At 37.5% G+C, this 24,500-nt stretch carries 26 protein-coding genes; 9 read left to right on the top strand and 17 right to left on the bottom strand.

The annotated features are described in order from the left end of the window. Nucleotides 1-76: 76 nt before the first annotated feature. Complete coding sequence (gene cyoE, locus KVT27_RS01570) at nt 77-994, bottom strand: heme o synthase (protein ID WP_150908056.1); 918 nt, start codon at nt 992-994, stop codon at nt 77-79. A gap of 336 nt (nt 995-1,330) precedes the next feature. Here cyoE and KVT27_RS01565 point away from each other — a divergent pair, with 336 nt between their 5' ends. Further along, a complete protein-coding gene (locus tag KVT27_RS01565; protein WP_036123727.1) occupies nt 1,331-2,254 on the top strand; it encodes a COX15/CtaA family protein in 924 nt (307 codons plus the stop codon). 48 nt (nt 2,255-2,302) lie between these two features. Here the strand turns inward: KVT27_RS01565 and KVT27_RS01560 are convergent, their stop codons facing one another. The 5 genes from KVT27_RS01560 to KVT27_RS01540 all read right to left on the bottom strand — a co-directional run bounded on the left by KVT27_RS01560 (nt 2,303) and on the right by KVT27_RS01540 (nt 8,209). Beyond that, nucleotides 2,303-2,491 carry a hypothetical protein gene (locus tag KVT27_RS01560; RefSeq protein ID WP_036123725.1) on the bottom strand — a complete coding sequence of 63 codons (189 nt, stop codon included), beginning with the start codon at nt 2,489-2,491 and terminating at the stop codon, nt 2,303-2,305. After that, entirely contained in the window at nt 2,484-3,104 is a 621-nt protein-coding gene (locus KVT27_RS01555) for a TetR/AcrR family transcriptional regulator (RefSeq protein WP_150908057.1), read from the bottom strand. Before KVT27_RS01555 ends, KVT27_RS01560 begins: the two co-directional genes overlap by 8 nt. A gap of 133 nt (nt 3,105-3,237) precedes the next feature. Further along, a complete protein-coding gene (gene pyc, locus KVT27_RS01550; protein WP_036147346.1) occupies nt 3,238-6,672 on the bottom strand; it encodes a pyruvate carboxylase in 3,435 nt (1,144 codons plus the stop codon). Between the two features lie 12 nt (nt 6,673-6,684). Then, nucleotides 6,685-7,866, bottom strand: coding sequence for an FtsW/RodA/SpoVE family cell cycle protein (locus KVT27_RS01545; protein ID WP_008173966.1), 1,182 nt, complete (start codon nt 7,864-7,866; stop codon nt 6,685-6,687). 61 nt (nt 7,867-7,927) lie between these two features. Further along, nucleotides 7,928-8,209, bottom strand: a complete 282-nt coding sequence (locus tag KVT27_RS01540) for an Fpa/YlaN family protein (RefSeq protein WP_004224778.1) — start codon at nt 8,207-8,209, stop codon at nt 7,928-7,930. A 182-nt stretch (nt 8,210-8,391) separates the two neighbouring features. Between KVT27_RS01540 and KVT27_RS01535 the strand changes: the two genes are divergently transcribed. Together KVT27_RS01535 and KVT27_RS01530 are read left to right on the top strand one after the other, a co-directional pair. Continuing rightward, complete coding sequence (locus KVT27_RS01535) at nt 8,392-8,892, top strand: molybdopterin-binding protein (RefSeq protein WP_008173970.1); 501 nt, start codon at nt 8,392-8,394, stop codon at nt 8,890-8,892. A gap of 11 nt (nt 8,893-8,903) precedes the next feature. Next, the gene (locus KVT27_RS01530) at nt 8,904-9,107 is read left to right on the top strand and encodes a YlaI family protein (protein ID WP_008173973.1); all 204 of its coding nucleotides are present in this window, start codon (nt 8,904-8,906) and stop codon (nt 9,105-9,107) included. Between the two features lie 53 nt (nt 9,108-9,160). Here KVT27_RS01530 and KVT27_RS01525 read toward each other — a convergent pair whose 3' ends face one another. From KVT27_RS01525 to typA, 5 genes are all read right to left on the bottom strand, one after another. Continuing rightward, complete coding sequence (locus tag KVT27_RS01525) at nt 9,161-9,955, bottom strand: ABC transporter permease (RefSeq protein ID WP_036123716.1); 795 nt, start codon at nt 9,953-9,955, stop codon at nt 9,161-9,163. Next, nucleotides 9,948-10,715: an ABC transporter ATP-binding protein gene (locus tag KVT27_RS01520; RefSeq protein WP_036123714.1), complete on the bottom strand. Its 768-nt coding sequence runs from the start codon at nt 10,713-10,715 to the stop codon at nt 9,948-9,950. The genes KVT27_RS01525 and KVT27_RS01520 overlap by 8 nt, the downstream gene beginning before the upstream one ends. 1 nt (nt 10,716) lies before the next feature. Further along, a complete protein-coding gene (locus KVT27_RS01515; protein ID WP_217580553.1) occupies nt 10,717-11,709 on the bottom strand; it encodes an ABC transporter substrate-binding protein in 993 nt (330 codons plus the stop codon). Nucleotides 11,710-11,942: 233 nt separating this feature from the next. Continuing rightward, complete coding sequence (locus KVT27_RS01510; protein ID WP_025113802.1) at nt 11,943-12,341, bottom strand: YlaH-like family protein; 399 nt, start codon at nt 12,339-12,341, stop codon at nt 11,943-11,945. 29 nt (nt 12,342-12,370) lie between these two features. Then, nucleotides 12,371-14,215 carry a translational GTPase TypA gene (gene typA / locus KVT27_RS01505; protein WP_036123708.1) on the bottom strand — a complete coding sequence of 615 codons (1,845 nt, stop codon included), beginning with the start codon at nt 14,213-14,215 and terminating at the stop codon, nt 12,371-12,373. 138 nt (nt 14,216-14,353) lie between these two features. Between typA and KVT27_RS01500 the strand changes: the two genes are divergently transcribed. Continuing rightward, entirely contained in the window at nt 14,354-14,539 is a 186-nt protein-coding gene (locus KVT27_RS01500; protein WP_008173985.1) for a DUF5325 family protein, read from the top strand. A 39-nt stretch (nt 14,540-14,578) separates the two neighbouring features. Here KVT27_RS01500 and KVT27_RS01495 read toward each other — a convergent pair whose 3' ends face one another. Beyond that, on the bottom strand, nt 14,579-15,373 hold the full coding sequence (locus KVT27_RS01495; RefSeq protein ID WP_008173986.1) for an inositol monophosphatase family protein: 795 nt from the start codon (nt 15,371-15,373) through the stop codon (nt 14,579-14,581). Between the two features lie 227 nt (nt 15,374-15,600). Continuing rightward, nucleotides 15,601-15,798 carry a hypothetical protein gene (locus tag KVT27_RS01490; RefSeq protein ID WP_008173987.1) on the bottom strand — a complete coding sequence of 66 codons (198 nt, stop codon included), beginning with the start codon at nt 15,796-15,798 and terminating at the stop codon, nt 15,601-15,603. A gap of 125 nt (nt 15,799-15,923) precedes the next feature. Here KVT27_RS01490 and KVT27_RS01485 point away from each other — a divergent pair, with 125 nt between their 5' ends. Further along, entirely contained in the window at nt 15,924-16,559 is a 636-nt protein-coding gene (locus KVT27_RS01485) for a YktB family protein (RefSeq protein WP_217580551.1), read from the top strand. Nucleotides 16,560-16,660: 101 nt separating this feature from the next. Here the strand turns inward: KVT27_RS01485 and KVT27_RS01480 are convergent, their stop codons facing one another. Beyond that, complete coding sequence (locus KVT27_RS01480; protein ID WP_036123700.1) at nt 16,661-16,948, bottom strand: UPF0223 family protein; 288 nt, start codon at nt 16,946-16,948, stop codon at nt 16,661-16,663. Nucleotides 16,949-16,968: 20 nt separating this feature from the next. After that, a complete protein-coding gene (locus tag KVT27_RS01475; protein ID WP_036123697.1) occupies nt 16,969-17,928 on the bottom strand; it encodes an NAD(P)H-dependent flavin oxidoreductase in 960 nt (319 codons plus the stop codon). A 144-nt stretch (nt 17,929-18,072) separates the two neighbouring features. On the opposite strand from KVT27_RS01475, the gene KVT27_RS01470 reads away from it, so the two are divergent. Together KVT27_RS01470 and KVT27_RS01465 are read left to right on the top strand one after the other, a co-directional pair. After that, nucleotides 18,073-19,542 (top strand): aminotransferase class I/II-fold pyridoxal phosphate-dependent enzyme, encoded by a 1,470-nt coding sequence (locus KVT27_RS01470; protein ID WP_036123694.1) that lies wholly within the window; start codon nt 18,073-18,075, stop codon nt 19,540-19,542. A gap of 436 nt (nt 19,543-19,978) precedes the next feature. Further along, entirely contained in the window at nt 19,979-20,575 is a 597-nt protein-coding gene (locus KVT27_RS01465) for a class I SAM-dependent methyltransferase (protein ID WP_036123685.1), read from the top strand. Nucleotides 20,576-20,621: 46 nt separating this feature from the next. Here KVT27_RS01465 and KVT27_RS01460 read toward each other — a convergent pair whose 3' ends face one another. Then, nucleotides 20,622-21,299 (bottom strand): LrgB family protein, encoded by a 678-nt coding sequence (locus tag KVT27_RS01460; RefSeq protein ID WP_036123681.1) that lies wholly within the window; start codon nt 21,297-21,299, stop codon nt 20,622-20,624. After that, complete coding sequence (locus KVT27_RS01455; RefSeq protein WP_052059810.1) at nt 21,292-21,738, bottom strand: CidA/LrgA family protein; 447 nt, start codon at nt 21,736-21,738, stop codon at nt 21,292-21,294. The genes KVT27_RS01460 and KVT27_RS01455 overlap by 8 nt, the downstream gene beginning before the upstream one ends. A gap of 338 nt (nt 21,739-22,076) precedes the next feature. On the opposite strand from KVT27_RS01455, the gene KVT27_RS01450 reads away from it, so the two are divergent. Then, nucleotides 22,077-23,699, top strand: a complete 1,623-nt coding sequence (locus KVT27_RS01450; RefSeq protein WP_217580549.1) for an ATP-binding protein — start codon at nt 22,077-22,079, stop codon at nt 23,697-23,699. Further along, nucleotides 23,692-24,381, top strand: a complete 690-nt coding sequence (locus tag KVT27_RS01445) for a response regulator (protein WP_217580547.1) — start codon at nt 23,692-23,694, stop codon at nt 24,379-24,381. The genes KVT27_RS01450 and KVT27_RS01445 overlap by 8 nt, the downstream gene beginning before the upstream one ends. Nucleotides 24,382-24,500 lie beyond the last annotated feature (119 nt).

The raw sequence follows: 24,500 nt of genomic DNA, 5'->3' as shown, positions 1-24,500 counted from the left end.
TGTTGTATTTTCATGTGTACATAGGACATTAGTTCTGTCTATATGAATTCTTTAGAAAAAGAAAGAATTCCTAAATTTAGCTAAACACCGCAAATATTATGATGGCTACAAATAGTATGGTCATATGATTCAATGAATAAATAAACATTCTATTTGCCCATTTCATATCATCTTTTGCTGTAAAGCCTTTCAGAGCTAGTATTAACCAACCCAAGTTCAATGTAGTAGCAAGAGTTAAAAAGCCAATTCCAAGCTCCGGTAAAAGGAAAGGTAACGGTAATAATAAAAGAATCCAGAATAACATTGAGTACTTTGTACGTTTAAATCCCTTTACAACAGGTAGCATTGGTATTTTAGCCGCACGATATTCCTCCGTACGTTTCATAGCAAGCGCATAGAAATGTGGTGGTTGCCATGCAAACATAATTAGGAATAAGGCAAGTGCTCCTGGACCTAAAGCAGGCTCGACTGCTGCAAATCCAATAATAGGAGGAATAGCCCCTGAAATGCTTCCTACAACCGTGTTACTAACATGCTTTCTCTTTGACCACATTGAATACAGAACGACATAAGCAAATATTCCTGCTAGTCCCCACATGCCGGCTGCAAACGATGCCGCAAATAACAAAATTTCACCTACAATTAAAAATGAGAGGGCAATGGTCAATACAAAATTTGGCTTGAATCTGCCAGTCACTGTCGGTCTTGCCTTCGTTCTTTTCATGATCGGATCTATATCTTGATCAATAAAGTTATTCATTGCACCTGAGCCACCAATGATTAATGCCGCACCCAGCATGGTGAATAAGATGACATCTAGCTCTTGCAAGAAGTGTCTACTAGTAAATTGAAAAGCCAGCCACATCCCTGTAAACGTTGTGACAAGATTCGAGTTTACAATACCGATTTTTATTAGTGCTAAGAAATCTTTTACAACTGATGTTGTTTCTGGACCAGTATTTCTAGTAGCCGCCAGTGTACGACCGTTTGACATACTACCTCTCCTTTCATTTTTGTAAGCATATTCCGCTAACAATAACTATAGCGAAATTTGCGATTGATTTCTAGACATTAAGTGAAATTTAGATGAAGTTGTAAAAATTAGTTTTGTCTAGAAATATAATTAAAAACAACATATCTATAGTAAAACATTTTCTAAAATGAATTGTGAAGGTTAAAGCACGAAATTATGAACAATTTGTGAAATGGAATCGACATCTAGTACTCCCTTCCCTTTACAAGTTGTTTTTTAAACGTATTTTCGATATTATCTAGTAGCAGAAACATTACTTTCTTGTAATGTTGATAGATAAAGTAGGTGACTCATTTTATGCAACACAACAGATATTTGAAGTGGTTTGCTGTTGCCGCTACGCTAGGGATGCTCCTTATATTACTAGGTGGAGCTCTCGTTACGAAAACAGATAGTGGCTTAGGCTGTGGTCGAAACTGGCCTGATTGTAATGGATCTCTTATTCCAAAGGAGATTACACCGGAAGTCCTTATTGAATTCTCACATCGTCTTGTTACTGGAGTCGTATCAATTTCAATTCTTGTGTTAACAGTTTGGACATGGCGTAAGCTCGGACATATTCGCGAAGTAAAGCTTTTAGGTTTCTTAGCAATGTTTTTCTTAATTGCGCAGGCTCTTATTGGAGCTGCACAAGTACTATGGGGGCAAGGTGACTTCATCTTAGCACTTCATTTTGGTATTTCTCTTATTTCCTTTGCCGCGGTTCTGCTTCTCTCTATGATTGTATTTGAAGTCGATCGGAAATTTGATGCCGATAAAGTATTTATTGGTAAAAAGTTACGTTGGCATACAATTGCTGTCACAATTTATTCTTATTTGGTCGTTTATACTGGCGCGTTAGTTCGACATACAGATTCGAGCTTAATTTGTCCAGACTGGCCATTTTGCTATAACGAAACACCGTTAGCATCACCTAATAACATGTACGAATGGGTGCAAATGGGACATCGTTTAGCAGTTCTTATTATTTTCATTTGGATTGCATACATAACTTGGCACGCTGTGAAAGAATATAAGAACCAACGTGTGGTTTACTATGGTTGGATTATTGCTTTTACTATAGTATTTTTACAAGTGATTGCTGGTATGTTAGTAGTCCTAACGAAGCTGAACTTAACAGTCGCTTTAATGCATTCATTATTAATTTCTCTATTGTTCGGTCTATTATGTTACATGATCATGCTCGTTGCTCGTAGTAACTACAATGAAAAAATGAAATAATCTAATAAAAAAGATTCGTTACATGATTGTAACGAATCTTTTTTATGCTTATCGTTGTTTCTTCATAGATTCAGTTCCTATAATTCCTACTATTAAAATAATCATAGATACTAGGGCGTAGTCTTTAAAGAATGTTGTAAATGGAATGTCAAAATATCGACAAATTGCCGTTACAAGACGGCCGCCTAATAATAGTAAACCAATGACAAACATCCAATTAAATAAAGCTTTAAGCATTGTTAGTTTCCTCTACTTTCATGGCTGACCAGATGATGTTGATGACCTCTGCACTATATTGTTCTACTTCTCTAGAGAGTGGTCCCCCAATCAACATGTACTCCCCAATAGCTCCTTGAATAACCTTTGCCATTACATAGACGGAAGTGATAGTAAATTTCCCTTGTTCCTTTCCCTTCGTTAATATGTTGCTCAAGGCTTTTAACAAAGGATCCTCTCCATCATCTGGCAATTTATAAAAAGGAATGTCATCTGCAGTACGAGCATTAAAAATAATTTCTAGTAGCGCTATATTTTCTTCTGGGTGTGTTGCTTGATAAGCAATACTCGCCTCAATAAATTTAGCTAATTGCGAAGCTGGTTCATCCTCAGCATATGTTTTCGTCAAAATATATGTAGCGGATTGCTCAATCAGTGCTTGCAGACTTTGTTCAATTAAATCTTGTCGATCTGCGAAATGATACGAAATTAAAGCTGTGCTGATGGAAGCTCGTTTTGCAATTTGAGCTAAACTCGACTTCACATAGCCAATATCACTTAAAGTCCTAATGGTCGCATCAATTATTTGCTGTTTCCTTGCTTCCTGAATAAAGGTACTTTTATTAGTTTCCATAAACTCTCCCTTTGATTACTCAAACATTTTTTTGATCACCCAATCAAATTTTACGCATTTTTTCTCATTTCCACAATAAAAAAAGGCATGTAGATGTTAAAAATACATCTACATACCTTTTTTTCACTACCAGTTATTCAATTTCAATCAGCAAATCACCTGTTGAAATAGCATCTCCTGCACTAGCATAAACCTCTTTTATAATACCATCCTTTGGCGCTTGAACAGTCGTTTCCATTTTCATTGCCTCTGTGATCAATAGGTGATCACCACGTTTGACAGGGCTTCCTTTGGACACAACGACCTTCAATACAGTACCAGGCATTGTAGCACCAATTTGATTTGGATTACTTGGATCTGCCTTTAATGATAGATTTCCATCTACCTCTACTGTCATATCTTGAATGACCAATTCACGGGATTGACCATTTAGCTCAAAGTACAGGACACGCGTTCCATTGTGTTGTGGTTCGCCGATAGAAACTAGTTTAATAATGAGCGTTTTTCCTTTTTCTATTTCGACTTCAATGATTTCGCCAAGCTTTAAGCCATAAAGGAATGTTGGCGTATCAAGAACTGAAATATTGCCAAAGGATTCTGCCGTTTTCGCATACTCTTCAAAAACTTTTGGATAAAGGGCATATGCCAATACATCCTTTTTCGACACCGGACGATTTAATTTTTCCTCTAGCACTGCCTCCAATTGTTCAAATTGAATAGGCTCTAATAACTCACCAGGTCGAACCGTAATAGCTTTACGGTCTTTCAGCACTACTTGTTGCAATGCCTCAGGGAACCCACCGTGTGGCTGTCCTAGATAGCCTTGGAATAATTCAATAACAGAGTCTGGGAAATCAATCGTTTGGCCCCTTGTTAATACAGTGTTTTCATCTAAATCATTTTGTACCATAAAGAGTGCCATATCCCCTACTACCTTTGAGGAAGGTGTTACTTTAACAATGTCCCCAAATAATAGGTTCACACGGGAATACATACGTTTGACTTCTTCCCAGCGATCACCAAGGCCAACAGCTTTTGCTTGTTGTTGTAGGTTACTATATTGTCCACCAGGCATTTCATGTACATAAATTTCAGAATGCGGGCTGATCATGCCACTTTCGAAATCCTTATAGTATTTACGCACATCTTCCCAATAATAAGACAATCTTTCCAATGCATCGATGTCTGCACGTAGCTCACGCTTACTACCCTTCATGGCATAGTAAAGTGAATTTGCACTTGGTTGAGATGTGAGACCCGCCATGGACCCTAATGCTGTATCAATGATATCAACACCTGCCTCAATGGCTTTCGCATATAAGTAAATTCCATTACCACTAGTGTCATGGGTATGCAAATGGATTGGCAGACTTGTCGTCTCTTTTAACTCGGAAATTAAACGATACGCTGCTTCAGGCTTCAATAAACCAGCCATATCTTTAATAGCTAGAATATGGGCACCAGATGCCTCCAGTTCTTTGGCCATGTCTTTGTAATATTGCACAGAATATTTCGCACGAGTATCATCCAAAATGTCGCCTGTATAACAGATTGCCGCTTCCGCAATTTTTCCTGATTGACGGGCTGCATCTATAGCTACTTCCATTCCCTTAATCCAGTTCAGGCTATCGAAAATACGGAATACATCAATACCTGATGCAGCTGATTCTGCGATAAATTCACGGATTAAATTATCAGGATAGTTCGTGTAACCTACAGCATTAGCACCACGCAATAGCATTTGGAATAACACGTTTGGCACTTGCTCACGTAGCTTTGCTAAACGCTCCCATGGGTCCTCCTTTAAGAAGCGATACGCCACATCAAACGTAGCACCGCCCCACATTTCCAATGAGAATAATTGATGCATCATACGAGCTGTTGCATCTGCAATTTGATACATATCATGCGAGCGTACTCGAGTAGCGAGAAGTGATTGGTGAGCATCACGGAAAGTCGTATCTGTTAAAAGCACATCATCTTGGGCTAAGATCCATTGCACTAAGCCGTCTGCACCCTCGGTATCTAAAATTTGTTTTGTACCAGCTGGTGGCACAATTAACCGGTCTATTTTAGGAATATTTGGTTGAACAAAAATTGGCTTTGATTGCTTTTCCACGCCAGGGAATCCGTTTAGCGTCACATTACCGATATAGCTTAACAGCTTTGTCCCTCGGTCCTGACGTACTGGGAAATGGAACAGCTCTGGTGTAGTGTCAATAAAGCTTGTATCAAAAGCACCAGATAAAAATTTCTCATGTGTCACAACATTATTTAAAAACGGAATATTCGTTTTGACACCGCGAATACGGAATTCTTTTAAATTTCGGTCCATTTTCGCAGCAGCTTCTTTAAAGTTCATGCCAGATGTAGAGATTTTTACGAGTAAGGAATCGTAGTATGGTGTAACAACAGCACCTTGGAAACCATTGCCGGCATCTAAACGGACTCCAAAGCCACCACTAGAGCGATAAACCATTAACTTTCCTGTATCCGGCATAAAGTCGTTAGCAGGGTCCTCTGTTGTTACACGTGCCTGAATCGCATAGCCAATCATTGGCATATCTTCTTGCTTCGGCATATGAATTTCTTCGCTAAACAGATCATAACCTGCTGCTACCTTAATTTGGGTATGGACAATATCTACACCTGTAATCATTTCTGTAATCGTATGTTCTACTTGAATGCGAGGGTTTACCTCGATGAAATAAAAATCGTTCCCTGCGACTAAAAATTCCACTGTCCCTGCATTTATGTACGAGACATTCTTCATTATTTTCACAGCAGCAGTACAAATACGATTTCTTAACTCTTCGGAAATCGAATGAGAAGGAGCAATCTCAACTACCTTTTGGTGACGACGTTGGATTGAACAATCACGTTCATATAAATGCACAATATTGCCTTGCTGGTCACCAATAATTTGTACTTCAATATGCTTAGGTTTGATAATGGCCTTTTCTACATACACCTCATCAGAGCCGAAAGCAGCTTTTGCTTCTGATTTTGCGCGTTCATAGGCTGATGCAAGCTCCTCAGCTGCATGCACAAGACGCATACCACGACCACCGCCGCCAAGCGCTGCCTTAATCATAACTGGATAGCCAACAGTGCTAGCAAACGCTTCTACCTCTGCTAAATTGGCTACAGGGCCATCTGTACCAGGAATAACAGGAATGTCAGCCGCAATCGCCTGCGAACGTGCTTTAACCTTATCCCCAAACATATCTAAATGCTGAGAAGTTGGTCCGATGAAGATAATACCCTCTTCTTCACAGCGACGTGCAAATTCCACGTTTTCTGATAAAAAACCATACCCTGGGTGAATCGCATCAACATCTGCATCTTTTGCGATGGCAATAATACCTTCAATATCTAAGTAAGCATCAATTGGTTTCTTGCCCGCTCCCACTAAATAAGCTTCATCGGCTTTAAAGCGATGAAAAGCACCACTATCTTCTCTTGAATAGATAGCAACAGTTTGGATATTCAGCTCCGTACAAGCACGGAAAATACGAATTGCAATTTCTCCTCGATTGGCTACAAGGATTTTGTTGATTGATTCCATAGGTATCCCCCTTTATGATTCTGTTTTTTTCCTCTCTACCTTTTCAAACATAGAAACATTGATTAATATTCCCATCGCTAAAGATAGAATGATTATAGATGTACCGCCATAGCTTATAAAAGGTAACGTTACACCGGTTAACGGGATTAACCCGGTTACACCCCCAAGATTGATAAACGATTGCCAGCCTATCCAGCTCGCAATACCGGCCGCAATCATGCGTGCCATTGGATCCTTTGTTCGCAATGCAATTGAAAAGCCTTTATATACAATAAACCCTAAACCAGTCAGGACGATGATAACTCCCCATATACCTAATTCTTCCATAATTATAGCCATAATAAAGTCTGTTTGTGGTTCAGGTAAATATCCTAATTTTTGAATGGATTGACCAAGTCCTCTACCTTCTAATCCGCCTCCGCCAATTGCATAATAACTATTGGCCACTTGGTGACCACTACCATTTTCATACTCGAACGGATTTAAATAAGATAAAATCCGCCCTTTTCGGTTCTCCGTTAATAGTTCTCCCTTGAATAACAAAAGTATACCAAGAATCGCTGCGCCGAATGCTGCTAACACACCAAAAAATTTCCAAAACGTCTTAAAAGGAATGCCACTGGAAGCAACGACAGATACGGCAATTCCACATAAAATGATTACTGCCCCTAAATCTGTTTCGAATGCAACACCAGCAACTACTAGGATCCATAGAAAAATGGGATAAAAAATTTCTGTCGGTTGAAGTTTTTCAAATGTATATTTCTGTGATTTTCGATAAAATGCAGCTGCAAAATATAAAATTATAAATAGCTTTGCATATTCAGATGGCTGAAAGTTCCCTAAACCAGGCACGTGTATCCAACTTTGTGACCCTACATCTTCTGCACCATGCCCTGCTATCTTTAGCCAAGTAAATAGAACAGCTAATACGATGGTTAGCAACATCATAATATTCTTATTCGCATAATGCTTATAAGGGAAAAATGCTGCCACAATAAAACCTAAAAAGGCCACTATTAAATTGGTGATTTGCTTTCGATAAAAATAATCAGGTGCTTCTCCTTCTCGTGCAATAGCGACCATCATACTTGAACTATAAATCATGATTAATCCAAATAAGCTCAATAATAGGACAGTAAAAAATAAAGGGTAATCAAAATTTTGTGCATATCGTTTTAAGTATTGTTTCATCTGAAAAACCTCGTTCTAGTAAAAAAACTCAAAGCGCAAAAAAGCGTTTGAGTTTTTCTTTTTATTTGTCTGTATACGCATCGTGTAGTACAGAAAGCTCTTTCTCGAGTGAATCGAGAATTTCCTTGCCTTTTTCACGTTCAATCAGACCTAGCTTCACAGCAAAGTCAATTTCACGAGACAGGCCGAACATTTGTGTATCTAATACTTCCTCATATAAAGGGCATTGTGGCATTGTTAAATGATCCATTTGTACTCGAATAAGGCGAGCAATCTTATCTGCATCAGCAACTAAAAGCTCCAAAGCCTTTTCTTGAAAAGAAGTTTGTGATTTCGTATCCATGAGGACGCCCCCATTATCTGATATTTCTTCGATTCTATCTTAATAAAGTTTATCTTCTAGTCGTTAAAATTGCAAGTGTCTTCATTGGAAAATACCGAATTCCAATTTTATTTCTTTATTATTTTTGGGCATTAGCGTTATACTATGTCATGGATATACAAGATTTGAGGAGGATTTCTATCATGGAAACAATAATTCCTATCAAGGGCGCAGTAACATATCAATTAACATTAGATCCCACTGTTTGGATTTTCGATGATCGTAAATTAGATTTAAAAACATATTTCACGACACAAGATGTTAAGGAAGATTCAGACATCAAATATATGCGTGAGGTTGGTGCTCACTGGTCTCGTGAGATTATGGAGGGAGCTACATTCCCACCTACATTAAAATCAGAGCGTAAGTTTGACCGTAAAGGAATGGAAACAGGGACATTTGGTATCGAATTAGGTCATTTTTTGAAAAATGCTGAAATTAAACCTGAAGCAACAAAAATTATCTTTGAATGTGAAACTGGTCAGGAATATCCTTTTTCTATTGAAGAAGCATCTACACTTATTTTAAAATATAGCCAAGATGGCAAGCCACTCTTAGAGGACGGTCCCATTCATGTATTAATGAGAGATGGTTCAAATATTGATAATCCTATTAAAAACGTAATAGCCATTCGCGCTGAATAGGGGGGAATGCAATGCGCGTTAAATGCGTAATTTGCGATACGATTCAAAGTATAGACGATAATTTACCTTTAGCAAAAAAATTACGTAATCGTCCAATCCATACTTATATGTGTGAAAATTGCCATGATCGTATTAAAGAAAACACGGTTGCACGATTAGAAACAGGGAATTTCCGTTTTTATAGAACTTCACCACAAATGGATAAAGAATTTTAATATTTAATGAACACAAAAGAGGTGCCTCCATCGGGAGACACCTCTTTTATTTATTAGCCGTTATTTTTAATAACCGACTTTTCTATCAACTCAACCACCTGATACATGATTGTTGCAAAAAATGCAATGATGAGCAAGGACATGAGCACAAGGTTAAAATTAAACACTTGGAAGCCATAGATGATTAAATAGCCAAGACCTTTTGAGGCCACTAAAAACTCACCTACAATAACCCCAACCCACGATAATCCTACATTCACCTTTAATGTTGAAATGATAGTCGGAAAAGATGCAGGTAAGATGACTTCACGAAAGATTTGCCACCTAGATGCACCAAATGTTTGTAAGACCTTACTATAATTCGGATCGACACCTTTAAAAGCCGTATATACCACGATGGTCGTAATAATGATAGAAATTAAAGCTCCCATTGCAATAATGGAAAAATAACCTGGCCCTAGTGCAACAATAAGAATAGGCCCTAACGCAACTTTTGGCATCGCATTTAAAATAACTAAATAAGGGTCCAGTACCTTCGACAGAAATGGTGACCACCACAAAAGGATAGCGATGAACGTCCCTAGTAAAGTACCCGCAATAAAGCCAATCACCGTCTCCATTAATGTCACACCAACATGCAAAGTTAAAGTTCCATCAGTTACTTTTTCGATAAATGTATGCCAGACTTGTGTGGGTGAACTAAAAATTAAACGGTCTATCCATTCTAATCTAGAAAGCAGCTCCCATCCTCCAAAGAACAGAAGCAGAATAATAAGCTGATACAGCCGTACAAAGCGTTTTTCTTTTTTTAACATTTGCTGATATTGTTTAAATAATGTATTATCCAAGGCTCTCCAGCTCCTTCCAAATCATTTGGAATACATCTGCATAGGTAGGATGCTGTCTTACATCAAACGGTGATAATTCACGAAGTGCCTCAGGTATTTCAAACACTTTATGCAATGTCCCTGGATTAGCAGAAAATAAAAAGACACGCTCACTCATAGCTATTGCCTCTCCAATATCATGCGTCACAAGAACTGCTGTCTTTCTATAGGTCTTTAATGTTTCTACCACTAAATCCTCAAGCTTTAATTTCGATTGATAATCAAGAGCTGAAAATGGTTCATCTAACAATAAAATTTTAGGATTTACCGCTAAAGTACGAGCAAGTGCCACACGTTGTCTCATACCTCCTGATAATTCTCGTGGATAGTTGTTCCCTACATGTGGTAATCCTACTTCTTGCAAAAGAGCATTGGCCGTTACTTTATGTGAATTATTGCTCCGCTCCATAATTTTTAAACCAATCGTGACGTTTTCTTCAATGGTTTTCCATGGAAATAAATAGTCCTGCTGAAGCATATAGCCAATGCTTGATTGATTATGTGCTGCTAGTTCATCACCATCAATATAGACCTTGCCTTCAGTTGATGGAAACAAACCAGCGATTATTGATAATAAGGTCGTTTTCCCACAGCCACTAGGCCCGATAAACGACACGAATTCTCCTTCACGAATGGCTAAACTAATATCACGTAATACTTCCTTTGCCTGTGTGCTTGAAAAATAACTATGGTGAATATTTTCTAGCTGTAAAAATTCCATATTACTCAGCAGCCTTTTTAGCAAAGGTTGTGTTCACAAGTTTTTCATACTCCACGCGTTGAGAAAGTTCACCTGCTTCCTCCATAATTGTTTGCAAGTTATCCCACTCCCCCTCATCGAGGATAGGGTCTGATGCATAGGAGCCTTGTGCTTTATAACGCTCGATTACTGTTTCGATAACCGCAACATCTACATTCTCAAAATAAGGTTGAATAATTTTTGCCACTTCTGCGGTACTTTCATTCTGTACAAAATTTTGTGCCCGTTGTAAGGCATTTGTAAAGGCTTGAACTGTCTTCTCATCATCCTTTAAATAACTGCTTTTCGCCATATAGGATGTGTAAGGCAAATTACCAGACTCTGTACCGAAAGATGCTACAATATAGCCTTTCCCCTCTTTTTCAAATACACTAGCTGTTGGTTCAAATAACTGTACATAATCACCAGTACCTGAAGCAAAAGCAGTGGCTATATTTGCAAAATCAATATTTTGAATAAGGGTTAAATCATGAACAGGGTCTATGCCGTGCTTCTTCAGCACAAATTCACCTGCCATTTGCGGCATCCCACCTTTACGCTGCCCTAAAAATGTAGAGCCCTTCAATTGATCCCATGAAAAATTATCCATTTTTTCCCTTGCAACTAAAAAAGTACCGTCAGTTTGAGTTAACTGAGCAAAATTCTGAATGGGATCATTCGCCCCTTGTAGTGTGACGTAGATTGAAGTTTCCGAACCAACTAAAGCAATATCAATACCATCTGACAGCAATGCCGTCATGGTTTTATCGCCACCCGCTATCGTTTGTAGCTCTACAGAAAGACCTTCATCCTCGAAGAATCCTTTTTCAAGCGCTACATATTGAGGCGCATAAAATATCGAACGAGTTACTTCTCCAACTTTGACTTTTTCTAGCTCTGCTTTATTACATGCCGTCAAAGAAAGGAGTAACAAAGCAATGACACCTAATAGAAAACCTTTTGTAAGCCAACGCATTCCCTTTCCTCCTTGATGTGATGAAAATAAGCCTATCGACATTAACTTATTCACATCAGAAGAATTCGGTGCCAACCAATTTATGTTGATTTTACAATTGTGTAGGATCAGCTATGCCAAATAGGATTTTTGAAAAAGTTTTTTAGTTATATAAGAAAACAGCCTTAGCGACTATTGCGCTAAGGCTGTTTGATAAACGATAAAAGTTCTTATTATAAAATACGTACTACCTTTTATTGATTGGCAGCTTGTTGCTCTTCTCTTTTTTCACGCCATAATCTTGTTTTATAAACTATTAAAATTAAGGCGGCTACAATCAATCCTTCAATCATTGGCAAGAATAGAGCAAAGAATGTTAGCATGATACAACCTACAAAGAGGAACGCATAAATAATAATGTTTTGAGATAGTTTTAATTTCTTGGCAAAGCCTAGCTTATAGACAATGGCAGAAAGTGCAAATACAAGAAGAAATACAACATAGCCTGCAATTTCATAGCTTGGTAAATTTTCATATAAAAATCTCGTTATACCCGCCATTCTTCCAAAAACTCTTGTTGTTTCCTCGGAACTTGTCTGTGCAGCAACTTGAATAACATTTAGTTCACCCAATAAAGCGGACTTAATATCCAAGACTCCTCTTCCTTTCATGTCAGCGAAAATTATTGTTCTGCGTTACGTAATTTTTTCGCTGCTTTCTCACGTTCATTTTTATCTAGAATTTTTTTACGCAGACGAATAGATTCTGGTGTGATTTCTAAATACTCATCATCACCTAGGTATTCAAGTGCTTCTTCTAAAGATAAAATACGTGGTTTTTTAATAACATTCGTTTGGTCTTTATTTGCTGAACGAATGTTTGTTTTTTGTTTCATTTTTGTGATGTTTACAGTGATATCAGCGTCACGAGTATTTTCTCCAACGATCATACCTTCGTAAATATCTGTACCTGGCTCTAAGAACAGTGTACCACGATCTTCAATTTGCATCATACCATAAGTTGTTGATTTACCAGTTTCCATAGAAACTAGTACACCTTGGTGACGTCCACCAATTTTACCTGGTAGTAATGGTTGGTAGCAATCAAACGTATGGTTGATAATACCAAAACCTTTTGTCATCGACATGAATTCAGTCGTATAACCGATCAAACCACGAGCTGGTACTAAGAACGTTAAACGAACTTGGCCACTGCCGTTATTTACCATATCAAGCATTTCACCTTTACGTGTACCAATTGATTCAATAATTGAACCAACATTATCTTCCGGTACATCGATTTGAACGCGTTCGAATGGTTCACATTTTACGCCATCGATTTCACGCACGATTACTTGAGGTTTAGATACTTGTAATTCGAAACCTTCACGGCGCATATTTTCAATAAGGATTGAAAGGTGAAGCTCACCACGACCTGAAACTGTCCAAGCATCTGGAGAATCAGTATCTTCAACACGTAAAGATACGTCCGTTTGTAATTGAGCACGTAAACGCTCTTCTACTTTACGAGAAGTAACCCATTTCCCTTCACGACCAGCGAATGGAGAGTTGTTTACTAAGAACGTCATTTGTAAAGTTGGTTCATCGATACGTAATGGTGTAAGCGCTTCTTGGTGCTCAACAGGACAAACTGTTTCACCTACATTGATATCTTCCATACCTGAAACGGCGATTAAATCACCAGCTTTTGCTGTCTCTACTTCTTCACGTTTTAAACCGAAGAAACCAAAGATTTTTGTTACACGGAAGTTTTTCACTGTACCGTCTAACTTCATCAGTGCAACTTGTTGACCTACAGAAATTGTTCCACGGAATACGCGACCAATTCCGATACGTCCAACGAAGTCATTATAGTCAAGTAAAGCTACTTGGAATTGTAATGGGTCTTCTGAGTTATCAACTGGTGCTGGGATAGATTCAATAACTTTTTCAAATAGACATTTCATATTTTCTTCTTGTTTAGATGGATCAGCGTCCAAAGAAGCTGTACCATTTACACCTGAAGCATAAACAACAGGGAAGTCTAATTGATCGTCATCTGCACCTAACTCGATAAATAATTCAAGTACTTCATCTACTACTTCTAGCGGACGAGCTGAATCTTTGTCTACTTTATTTACGACTACGATTGGTGTTAGACGTTGTTCCAATGCTTTTTTCAATACGAAACGTGTTTGAGGCATACAACCTTCATACGCATCGACAACTAGTAAAACGCCGTCTACCATTTTTAAAATACGTTCTACCTCACCACCGAAGTCAGCGTGTCCAGGCGTATCAAGGATGTTGATACGAGTTCCTTCATAGTTTACTGCTGTATTTTTAGCTAAAATCGTAATACCACGTTCGCGTTCAATATCATTAGAGTCCATTGCACGTTCTTCAACACGTTCGTTTGAACGGAATGTACCTGATTGTTTTAGTAATTGGTCGACTAAGGTAGTTTTACCATGGTCAACGTGGGCGATTATTGCGATATTGCGAAGATCTTGACGTAAGTTTGTCATTATTCCACTCCATATTCTTTTTTCGAATGTTTAACTGTGATATTATAGCACAAGAAGGATAGAAATGTCCTTATTAGAATTTACATCATTCTAAAAAATATATATCATTTATAAATTTTTTATATAGGAGGCTAGGCTATGAATCGTGCAAAATTCGTAATGGCTATTTATGCATTAGCAGCTGTATTAGCAATGTGCTCAATTGGCTATTCTGTGGCGGCTAGTAGTGTATTTGGTGCAATAGCGGGTATTGTGGCTACTTGTGTCATTTTCATGACAGCCTTTAAAATGAAGCGTAAACTACGTATGCAAGGGTTACTGTAGTTAAAAAAAGGAGCTGTCTAGTAAATAGACGGCTCCTTTTTATTCATAAGGTACAATATATTTTTCCAATAATTCTTTATGAATGGAAGGATTGGCGATAATAAAAGTATCTTGATGTAAGAAGTCAAAGCCTTCTCCGTGCAAGTTTGTGGCAATGGCCCCGACCTCTTGAGCAATAATGGTACCACCTGCTATATCCCACGGTGATAGACGCATGGAAACATAGGCATCCAACTTACCACTAACAACAAATGCGATTTCCATGCAAGCCGAGCCATAGGAACGTGTGCCCCGAACTTTGCGGACCATCTCAATGACCTTTTCGTGATGAATATGTCGATTAGGAGCTACCCAATGTGCATTGATACCAATGACTGATTCCTCCATCGTAACAGATTGAAGCTTCCGCAGTGGAGAATCGTTATACCATGCGCCTTGGCCTTCAATCGCATAAAATAAATCCTCGCGCATGACATCAAATATGTACCCTAACTTACCTACCCCATTAATAAAAATACCAATAGAAATCATAAAGTGACGATGCTGTTTAACAAAATTCATCGTGCCGTCTATAGGGTCAATAATCCAAACTACACCATCTAATGACTCTACCTTTTCCCCCATTCCTTCTTCGCCTAAAATTTTGTGGGCTGGATTAAAAGCTTTAATTTGGTCGATAAAAAATAACTCGGTCTCTCGGTCAATATTTGTTACCAGGTCATTGGCACCTGATTTTGTCTCGATCACTAAATTATACGAAAAGGCTTCTCGAATACGCCTTCCAGCTTCAAAGATTATACTTTTCGCAAATTCATCCATTTGTTGTAAATCCAATTAAAACCCACCCTTCGAATATAAGAAAAAGCCTTTACTTTCCTCACGCTTTATTCATAAATTTTACCTTGTCCATTGTCTTTATTGCGATATACAACATGAACTTCAAGAAATACTGAAATTCTTTACGCTATGATATAGTATCTATTTTACCCTTTGTCACAATAAAAATCACCTGCTGTCGGAATATTCAGCAAGTGATTTTTTAAATGGGTATAAGATTTTGATTACGCATAGGCGTGGAAGCTTTCAAGTTCCATCTGGATTTCTCCAAGACGTTTTTTACTTTTTTCAATTTCAATATCATTTTTTTCATTCATCGCTGCAAAAAGCGAAGCTAATTCATAATCTAATTCTAATTGTAAAATGTGTTCATATTGCTTTTCAATGTCAACTTTACGTATAATTTTTACGATTGGTTTCATAAAAACACTTCCTTTTTTTATTTTTTTTACAAAAACTTCTCATATTTGATAAAGTTCTTGTTATAAGATTTTTTCCCAAAATCAGCGTAAAATAAACCTTATAAAACGAAAGGAGCAAAATAAAATTGCCAAAAATAAAGTGGACAAACAAAGATTTTAATGTTTTTAAAATAGACGGTTTAGAACAAAGAATGGATGCATTAAACGATCATGTACGCCCAAAATTCCATCAGCTTGGTGTTGATTTTGCTGCCTATTTCTCAAGCCAGCTAGGTGAAGAATTCTTCTCTCATGTTGCCAAACACGCTAGAAGAACTGTCAACCCTCCAAAAGATAGTTGGGTTGCCTTTGCACCATATAAAAGAGGTTATAAATCATTGCCTCACTTTCAGATTGGTCTATGGCACTCACATTTATTCATCGTCTTAGCTATTATTTATGAAGCTCCTCAAAAAAATGTGATGGCTGAACGTTTACTCGCTCATCAATCCTTATTTGAGCAGCTATCTGGTGACTTTATTGTGTCAGGTGACCATATGTCCCCAGAGGCCATTTCACTTGAAGAATCGAAAGAAGACAAGCTTGAGGCACTACTTTTACGTCTGCGAGATGTAAAAAAAGGTGAGTTTTTAATTGGTCGTCATATCCCAAAAGAGCAAGCAATAAAATTATCAGCCAGTGAATTCCACCAGTTAACCGAGCAAACATTCAACAGCTTACTACCTTTTTACAACGTCATTGTTGGTAAAGATTTAAAATAAGCTTTAACCTCATGTTATTTGTTGAAGTAGTGTATGCAGAATGTCGTTTTTTAACACAACAAAATAAAAAGCGGATGTGAGTTGTTCTCACATCCACTTTTTTATCGATTTTTTTTAGGGGCTATTTTTATCATTGTACCATCTGCGGCTTCTTTTGTTTGTTTAACAACAGGATAGCTTATATAGCCACTCGCTTCTTCAAATTCACGAAATATTGTTTTTTCCTCTGCTTGTGAAGGAACAATTTCCTTAAAACGACGATATTTAGCCATCATGACCTCACGCTTGATGCCCTTTTCATGAGCTTGTTCAATTCCTTCAAAAAATTGAACAACATCCACAATCTCCTCTGTAGACCAATCTGTTGAAAACGGATAAGAATATTCCATTCGACAAAACCACCTTTACATTATTGCCCCCATTTTAACCGGATACTTTCCGCTTCTGCAACCATTCGATTGATTAATTCCTCAACAGTAGGAATATCATGAATCATCCCTGTCACTTGTCCAGCCCAACCAAAACCTTGTTCTTGTTCACCATCATAAATAAAACGCTTATTCGCTGAACCACTTATATATTCCTTTAACGCTTCATAGGATGGCTCTTTTTCTTCAATTTCTAAAATTTTTGCCGTAAACTCATTACGTAAAGCTCGAGCTGGTGCACCGATAGAACGTTTTATGATCGTCGTATCAGCCTCTGTGCTTGCTATTAGTGCCTCTTTATAAGCTGCAGAAGCATCAACACATTCCTTTGTTGCAATAAAACGAGTACCCATTTCAATTCCTTCAGCTCCCAGTGCATGGGCAGCCATCCAGCCTCTGCCATCGCCAATTCCACCTGAAGCAATCACTGGGATTTTCACACTATCAACAACCTGTGGGACGAGCACCATCGTACCTACATCATCCCTACCAAGATGTCCGCCACCCTCTTGTCCAACAACCATTACAGCATCTGCTCCAAGCTGTTCAGCTTTTTGCGCTTGTCTACGTGCAGCTACAAGTACTAATTTTTTAATATCTGTGCCTGCTAATAAATCAAAAATGGGTGCAGGATTACCACCTGTCATCGTCACAACAGGTACCTCTTCTTCCACTGCAACGCGAACCATTTCCTCATAGCCTGTACCATGCATACCTATAGCAAAGTTTACGCCAAAAGGCTTATCTGTTAATGTTCGTACTTTATGAATCTCCGCTCGCAATAAGTCAGGGTTTCGTAAACTCATAGCTGTGATTTGACCTAACCCTCCAGCATTCGACACAGCCGCCGCTAAATCAGCATAGGCTAAATACGCTAAACCGCCTTGAATAATTGGGTATTTCACTTGTAAAAGCTCTGTCACCCGTGTATTCCAACTCATAATACCTCCCCTTTCATTCGGTATTAATTTCTCGATATCCTTAAAAAATCCTTTTATTTTTTATGAAAAGTCTATTTTTTCGTGTCGTTAGGTGCTATAATTCATTTGTTTTCTTAGATAATTTAAAGTGAGGTGGTACCTGCGTTGTCACAACTAGAGACTCCATTGTTCGACGTATTACTTAAACATCGGAACAGACATCCTATTCAGTTCCATATTCCAGGCCATAAGAAAGGGCAAGGGATGGACCCTGCTTTCCGAGAATTCGTCGGCGACAACGTTTTATCAATTGATTTAATTAATATTGCTCCACTAGACGATTTACATTCACCAAAGGGTGCTATTAAAGAAGCGCAAAATCTTGCAGCAGAAGCTTTTGGTGCTGATCATACATTCTTTTCCGTTCAAGGTACTAGTGGCGCCATCATGACGATGATTCTGACCGTCGTTGGTCCAGGTGATAAGATTCTAGTGCCGCGGAATGTCCATAAATCTATTATGTCGGCGATAGTTTTCGCTGGTGCAATTCCAATTTTTATTCATCCTGAAGTCGATAGTGAATACGGGATTTCTCATGGCATATCCCCTGAGGCTGTCGAAAAAGCATTAAATGCTTATCCTGATACAAAAGCTGTGCTAGTTATTAATCCGACTTATTATGGCTTCACAGCAGATTTAAAACGCATTGTCGAAATCACTCATAGCCGTGATATTCCTGTAGTAGTAGATGAAGCACATGGTGTACACATTAAATTCCATGATGACCTTCCCTATTCAGCAATGGAGGCAGGTGCCGACATGGCTGCTACAAGTGTTCATAAGCTTGGTGGTTCTATGACACAAACATCCATTTTAAATGTTCGTGAAGGACTTGTTTCAGCAAAACGTGTACAAGCTGTTTTTTCTATGCTAACAACGACATCTACATCTTATCCATTGCTCGCTTCCCTTGACACAGCTCGACGTCAATTAGCGATTCACGGATATGATTTAATTGACGATGCATTACGTTTAGCAAAGGATGCACGTAAACGAATCAACCAAATCCCACATTTAAAATGTGCAGGCAAGGAAAAACTACATTCATCCGCTACTTATGATATGGACCCTTTAAAACTTCTTATTAGCGTCAAGGATTTGGGTATTTCTGGGCATAGAGCTGAGGAATGGTTACGTTATAATGCCAATATCGAAGTAGAATTGTCTGACCTTTACAATATTTTATGTTTAGTGACATTAGGAGATACGAAAAAAGAAATTAATCTTTTAGTAAATGCATTATCTCGTATGTCAAAAGCGTTTGATTCGGAAGCGGCTATCACAGAAGCTGTCGTGAATGTCCCAGATATTCCAGCGCTAGCTATGTCACCCCGTGATGCATTTTATGCTGATACTGAGGTAGTTCCACTTGCTGAAGCAGATAACTGTATTTGTGCAGAATTTATTATGGTATATCCTCCTGGAATCCCAATTTTTATTCCCGGGGAAATAATTACTCAAGAAAATATTCATTATATTCAAATGAATATTGAGGCGGGTTTACCCGTTCAGGGACCAGAGGATTCAACATTAAAAACGATTCGTGTTATTAAAGAACGAAAACCTATTATTTAATCTTAAAAGCTAGCTCTTCTTGAAGAGCTAGCTTTTTCATTATTTATAAGAAGCAGAGGTTAATATCAATAAATTTGGAAAAGCTAACTACCCATATTGCCATAAAAAATCTCCAACTGTTTTAACGGAAACCGTAGCTACTTTAGAAAATTTCCCTTTCCCATTTAATGAAATTATCTATATCAGGATAACCTTTTCCTAATTCCCATTAAGACACAGCCTGTCGTTAAATATTTAAATACTCTACCACTTCATTCTGAGTATAGTGATGCTGTTCCCTTAATTTCTTTAAACGGTTTTCAAAATCATCCGTATTATTTATTACAAAATAGATCGCAATTAAATATGCAACGAGCATTTATTAGTTGATTTTATAAGCTAAAAGTTAGAATAACAAATGCACATTATCTACAATAGAGAAAAGGAGGAATGATTCATGAATACATGGAATCAACGTTTTCTAGAATCTGAATACGTTTATGGTGAACAACCAAATACCTTTATTAAAGAATATGTATCTTTTTTGAAAGAATGCCCTAATATCGCAGCCTATGCTGAAGGTGAAGGGCGCAATGCTGTTTTTTTAGCCTCTAGGGGCCATACTGTTACTGCCTATGACTATGCACAAAGTGGTCTTGCGAAAACAGAGCAATTAGCCCAGAAACAGCATGTAACAGTTCAAACTAGGCTAACCGATTTACTACTGGATGAGCTTCCTGTGGAGAAATATGATGCGGCTATTATGATTTTTGGTCATTTTCCATTGCAACAACAGCAGGCAGTCATCCAAAAGATTATCGATTCAGTGAAGCAAGGCGGACGGATTATGATGGAATTATATTCTATTTATCAGCTCCCCTATGCGTCTGGTGGTCCACAGCAGCTTGATTTTTTATATGATCCAAAAGATGTCCTGCAATGGTGTGAGTCACACAAAATTATCCATTTCTTTACAGGTGAGCAAATACGCCATGAAGGAGCGTTACACACTGGACTAGCCCATACCATTCAATTCATTATTGAAAAAAAATAAATGAGTTGTCTCTAACCAGTTGAGACAACTCCTAAAGTGAAAATTTTCATAAAAATAAATACACAAATAATGGGCAGAAAAATGCCCCTATTATAGCTGTTAATCCCATTGATAATGAACCAACTGATAATTCCTGTTCTCCGTATTCCCTTAATTTTACAAGTCCTACACCATGCGAGGCACTGCCCACTGCCACTCCTCTACTAACGGCCGAGTCGATTTTGCCATACTTAATAACTAAAGGACCAATAATAGCTCCTACAAACCCTGCTATCATGACAAAAACAGCTGTTAGTGGCGGAATACCCCCTATTGTTTCGCTGACCTGCATTCCAACAGGGGTCGTTAAAGATTTAGGCAAGGCTGTCAACATCCAACTAGATTTTACACCAATCCATTTTAACAGCACGAAAATGGTCACTAATCCTGTCACCATGCCGATGAATAGTCCTGATAAAATAGAATATTTATATTTGATAATAATAGCTCGTTGATTATAAAGAGGATAGGCAAGTGCGACTACAGCTGGCCCAAGCATTTTCTGAAGCCATTCTCCACCCACCATATATGTAGAATATGGAATATTAAATACTAGTAAAATCACTGCACTAACAACAGTAGTCGTGACTAAAGGAATCATAATAGGATGCGGAAATCGCTGATAAAGCTTCGTAAATAATATGAACATCATGATGGTGCTCAGGACAACAATTGCTTCAATCAACCGTTAACTCACCCTTTCCCTCTTCAACAATAGACTCCGTTTCTTCCTTTTTCTTTAATTCTTTCTTCTCAATTAGTTGCGTCAGTAAACCTGTGACATAAATAGAGATTAATGTACTAGCAATAACGGCTAGAATGATAAGCAAGCCAGTAATTGACATGAGTTCTGGGTAATCAATAACGCCCACTGTTGCTGGTATGAAAAACAACGTTAAAACGCCAATTAAAAAACTTGCTCCATCTTGAATATATTCAACCTTAATGATTCTAAAAATGAGTGAAAGTACTAGTAACAGTAATCCAATGACACTCCCTGGAAGCGGTATGTGTAAATAAGTAACAATTCCTACTCCCATATAATAAAAAATGGTCAGTATGCCAATTTGAACAATAATCCGAACAACTCGCAACAACAGTGCAGCAAAATTTTCGTTCAACATTTCGCTACTTTTCACCCCCTATATCGTTCATTCTACATCTGTAGGAATTTTCTGTCTATTGTAATTTTAGAAAAATAATAATCAGCATCAAAAAGAGCTAAGTTCCATATTCCCAAAAATCACATGTATACATATATAGTGTTTTCATCGATATTTAGGGTAATTTATCACTCGGACTATTCAAATAGCGTTCTTTCCCTAAAATGAATATCCACTACCTATCGCTTTTAAATTTTTCATCACTAGCTAGCAAATTTCAGAAATTTTATATATAATCTGAAATTACAAAAGATACTCATTTTTCAAATAATACTATAATTTCCATAATACACAATAAGGTGGGATCTTCTATTATCCTTAAAACATTAAAACTCCAAACTCGCTTTGCTTATTACAGTAGCTTTTTAATTTTTCTTATCGTCACTTTAGCTGGTTTACTCTTTTACGTAACCATTTCTGATGCACTGCAAACACAAATTGGTAACCGAGCACTATACTTGGCGGAAACAACTGCTAGTAGGGGCGACGTTATAGAAGCCTTTCACACTGACAACCCATCAAAAAGTCTGCAAACAATTAGCGATGAGATTATGGACGCTGCAAAAGCCACGTATGTTGTAATCGGTGATAAAAATGGCATTCGCTACACCCACCCTCTCGCCGATCGTATTGGCAAATCGATGGTTGGTGATGATAACGACAAAGCATTGATCAACGGTGAATCTTATGTTTCAATTGCCGATGGTTCAATGGGACAATCTATTCGTGGGAAAGCGCCTATCTTTGATACGAATGGAGCCATTTTAGGCGTTGTGTCCATTGGTTATTTAACGAGTGAATTAGATAACTTATATTTTTTATATTTGGATAATATTTTTTATACGATCATTATTGCACTCATCATCGGTATTATCGGCTCCATTGTTTTATCTCGGAATATTAAAAAGCAAATTTTTAATTTGGAGCCAAATGAAATTGCCAATCTATTAACTGAAAAAAATACTTTAATAGAATCCGTGCGGGAAGCTATTATTACGGTCAATGATAAAGGTGAAATTACAACGCTAAACAACGCCGCCGCCAATATCTTAAATTTACCCGATGCTGCTTCTATTATTGGCGAGAATATTAAGCAACATATCCCAAATACACATCTACTGAATGTATTGATGAATGGTGAAAAACAGCTTGATAAATTGATGATTGTCAACGGTGATGAAATTATTGTCAACCGTGTTCCTATGAAGGTGAAGGGTAAAATTGTCGGTGCTGTAGCAAGTTTCCGGCTACAATCAGAAATTGAGCAAATGGCGATTGAATTATCACAAGTTAAACAATATACAGAAGCTTTACGTGCACAAACACATGAGTTTAATAATATCCTTTATACCATTTCTGGCCTTATTCAATTAAATGCATCCGATGAGGCTTTAACAATTATTCACAAAGAGGTACAAGGACATTCCTCTTTAACACAATTTATTACAAATCGTGTTAAAGACCCATTTTTAAATGGTTTAATTATCGGATTTTTTAATCGTGCGCGTGAATTAAAGGTTCAGCTGATATTTGATGAGGATAGTTATTTAGATATCTTTCCTGAAAATATAGAAAAAGGTCTTATTATTTCGATTATGGGTAATTTACTAACCAATGCTTTTGAGGAGGTCGAAAGAAATAAAGAGCAACGGCCTATAGTAAGGCTTTTTATATTTGATAATGGAGAAGAAATCATTTTTGAGGTCGAGGATTCTGGCAATGGCATCGCGCAAGAAAAACTAGATGTATTGTTTTCAGAAAATATTTCTACAAAAGATAGGAAGCATCGAGGCTATGGGTTAAGGAAAGTAATTTCCAGCATCCAGGATTTAAATGGCACACTCGCTCTTGGGGAAGGCGATTTAGGAGGTGCCCTATTTATCGTATCTATTAGTAAAAGGGGGATTTTTAACAATGACTAATATTGAAGTACTAGTAATTGAAGACGATGTACGTGTAGCAGACGTACATCGTCGTTTTTTAGATAAAATTGAAGGATTTACAGTAATTGCTTGTGCAAACACTGGAGAAGAAGCTTTAGATTGGCTACAATCATTTTCACCACAGCTAATATTACTCGATGTATTTTTACCAGATATATTAGGCGTGGATTTAATTGATAAAATCAATACAATTAGTCCAATCAGTAGCATTATTTTGATTACCGCTGCCACAGAGGCTCACATTGTACAAAAAGCGTATCGGAAAAATGTTACAGACTATATTTTGAAGCCATTTACATTTGATCAATTAAAAGAAAGTATAGAAAAATTCCGTTACAAACATCTGCTACTCCAAAATAATGAGAAATTTACACAAGAAAAGCTTCAATACCTTTGGCCAAAAGTGACTTCATCCATCTCTGAAGATACACAGCTACTATTACCAAAAGGCATTGATTTAACAACGATGAATCATGTCATCAACTATTTAAGTACAATGAAAGGTGGTAGTACAGCTGAACTGTTAGGGAAAAATATTGGTGTAAGTCGTTCCACTGCTCGCCGTTATTTAGAATTTTTAGTCACACAAAAGCAGGCCTATATTGAGCTAACTTATGGCACAGTTGGTCGCCCTGAACGACGATACTTTATTTTCCCATAAACTTTATGAACAAAATGACGTTAATCCACAATATCACCACAATATTTTAACAATTCTGATATAAGTTATAGTTATGATAGCGCTCGATTGATAGCGCTATCATTTTATTTTTAAGGGGG

This window comes from Lysinibacillus sp. GbtcB16 (assembly GCF_019091145.1).
GTDB classification, from domain to species: domain Bacteria; phylum Bacillota; class Bacilli; order Bacillales_A; family Planococcaceae; genus Lysinibacillus; species Lysinibacillus fusiformis.
This window is presented reverse-complemented; position numbering and strand designations above follow the sequence as displayed.

Excerpts from the sequence above, each read along its gene's own strand:
- KVT27_RS01480 (WP_036123700.1), bottom strand. The coding sequence starts at position 16,948 with ATGGAATATTCTTATCCGTTTTCAACAGATTGGTCTACAGAGGAGATT.
- KVT27_RS01520 (WP_036123714.1), bottom strand. The coding sequence starts at position 10,715 with ATGGAATTTTTACAGCTAGAAAATATTCACCATAGTTATTTTTCAAGC.
- KVT27_RS01445 (WP_217580547.1), top strand. The coding sequence starts at position 23,692 with ATGACTAATATTGAAGTACTAGTAATTGAAGACGATGTACGTGTAGCA.
- KVT27_RS01560 (WP_036123725.1), bottom strand. The coding sequence starts at position 2,491 with ATGCTTAAAGCTTTATTTAATTGGATGTTTGTCATTGGTTTACTATTA.
- KVT27_RS01500 (WP_008173985.1), top strand. The coding sequence starts at position 14,354 with ATGAATCGTGCAAAATTCGTAATGGCTATTTATGCATTAGCAGCTGTA.
- KVT27_RS01455 (WP_052059810.1), bottom strand. The coding sequence starts at position 21,738 with ATGTTGAACGAAAATTTTGCTGCACTGTTGTTGCGAGTTGTTCGGATT.
- KVT27_RS01540 (WP_004224778.1), bottom strand. The coding sequence starts at position 8,209 with ATGGATACGAAATCACAAACTTCTTTTCAAGAAAAGGCTTTGGAGCTT.
- KVT27_RS01545 (WP_008173966.1), bottom strand. The coding sequence starts at position 7,866 with ATGAAACAATACTTAAAACGATATGCACAAAATTTTGATTACCCTTTA.
- KVT27_RS01465 (WP_036123685.1), top strand. The coding sequence starts at position 19,979 with ATGAATACATGGAATCAACGTTTTCTAGAATCTGAATACGTTTATGGT.
- KVT27_RS01515 (WP_217580553.1), bottom strand. The coding sequence starts at position 11,709 with ATGCGTTGGCTTACAAAAGGTTTTCTATTAGGTGTCATTGCTTTGTTA.
- KVT27_RS01530 (WP_008173973.1), top strand. The coding sequence starts at position 8,904 with ATGCGCGTTAAATGCGTAATTTGCGATACGATTCAAAGTATAGACGAT.
- KVT27_RS01475 (WP_036123697.1), bottom strand. The coding sequence starts at position 17,928 with ATGAGTTGGAATACACGGGTGACAGAGCTTTTACAAGTGAAATACCCA.
- KVT27_RS01490 (WP_008173987.1), bottom strand. The coding sequence starts at position 15,798 with ATGAAACCAATCGTAAAAATTATACGTAAAGTTGACATTGAAAAGCAA.
- KVT27_RS01535 (WP_008173970.1), top strand. The coding sequence starts at position 8,392 with ATGGAAACAATAATTCCTATCAAGGGCGCAGTAACATATCAATTAACA.
- pyc (WP_036147346.1), bottom strand. The coding sequence starts at position 6,672 with ATGGAATCAATCAACAAAATCCTTGTAGCCAATCGAGGAGAAATTGCA.
- KVT27_RS01565 (WP_036123727.1), top strand. The coding sequence starts at position 1,331 with ATGCAACACAACAGATATTTGAAGTGGTTTGCTGTTGCCGCTACGCTA.
- KVT27_RS01555 (WP_150908057.1), bottom strand. The coding sequence starts at position 3,104 with ATGGAAACTAATAAAAGTACCTTTATTCAGGAAGCAAGGAAACAGCAA.
- typA (WP_036123708.1), bottom strand. The coding sequence starts at position 14,215 with ATGACAAACTTACGTCAAGATCTTCGCAATATCGCAATAATCGCCCAC.
- cyoE (WP_150908056.1), bottom strand. The coding sequence starts at position 994 with ATGTCAAACGGTCGTACACTGGCGGCTACTAGAAATACTGGTCCAGAA.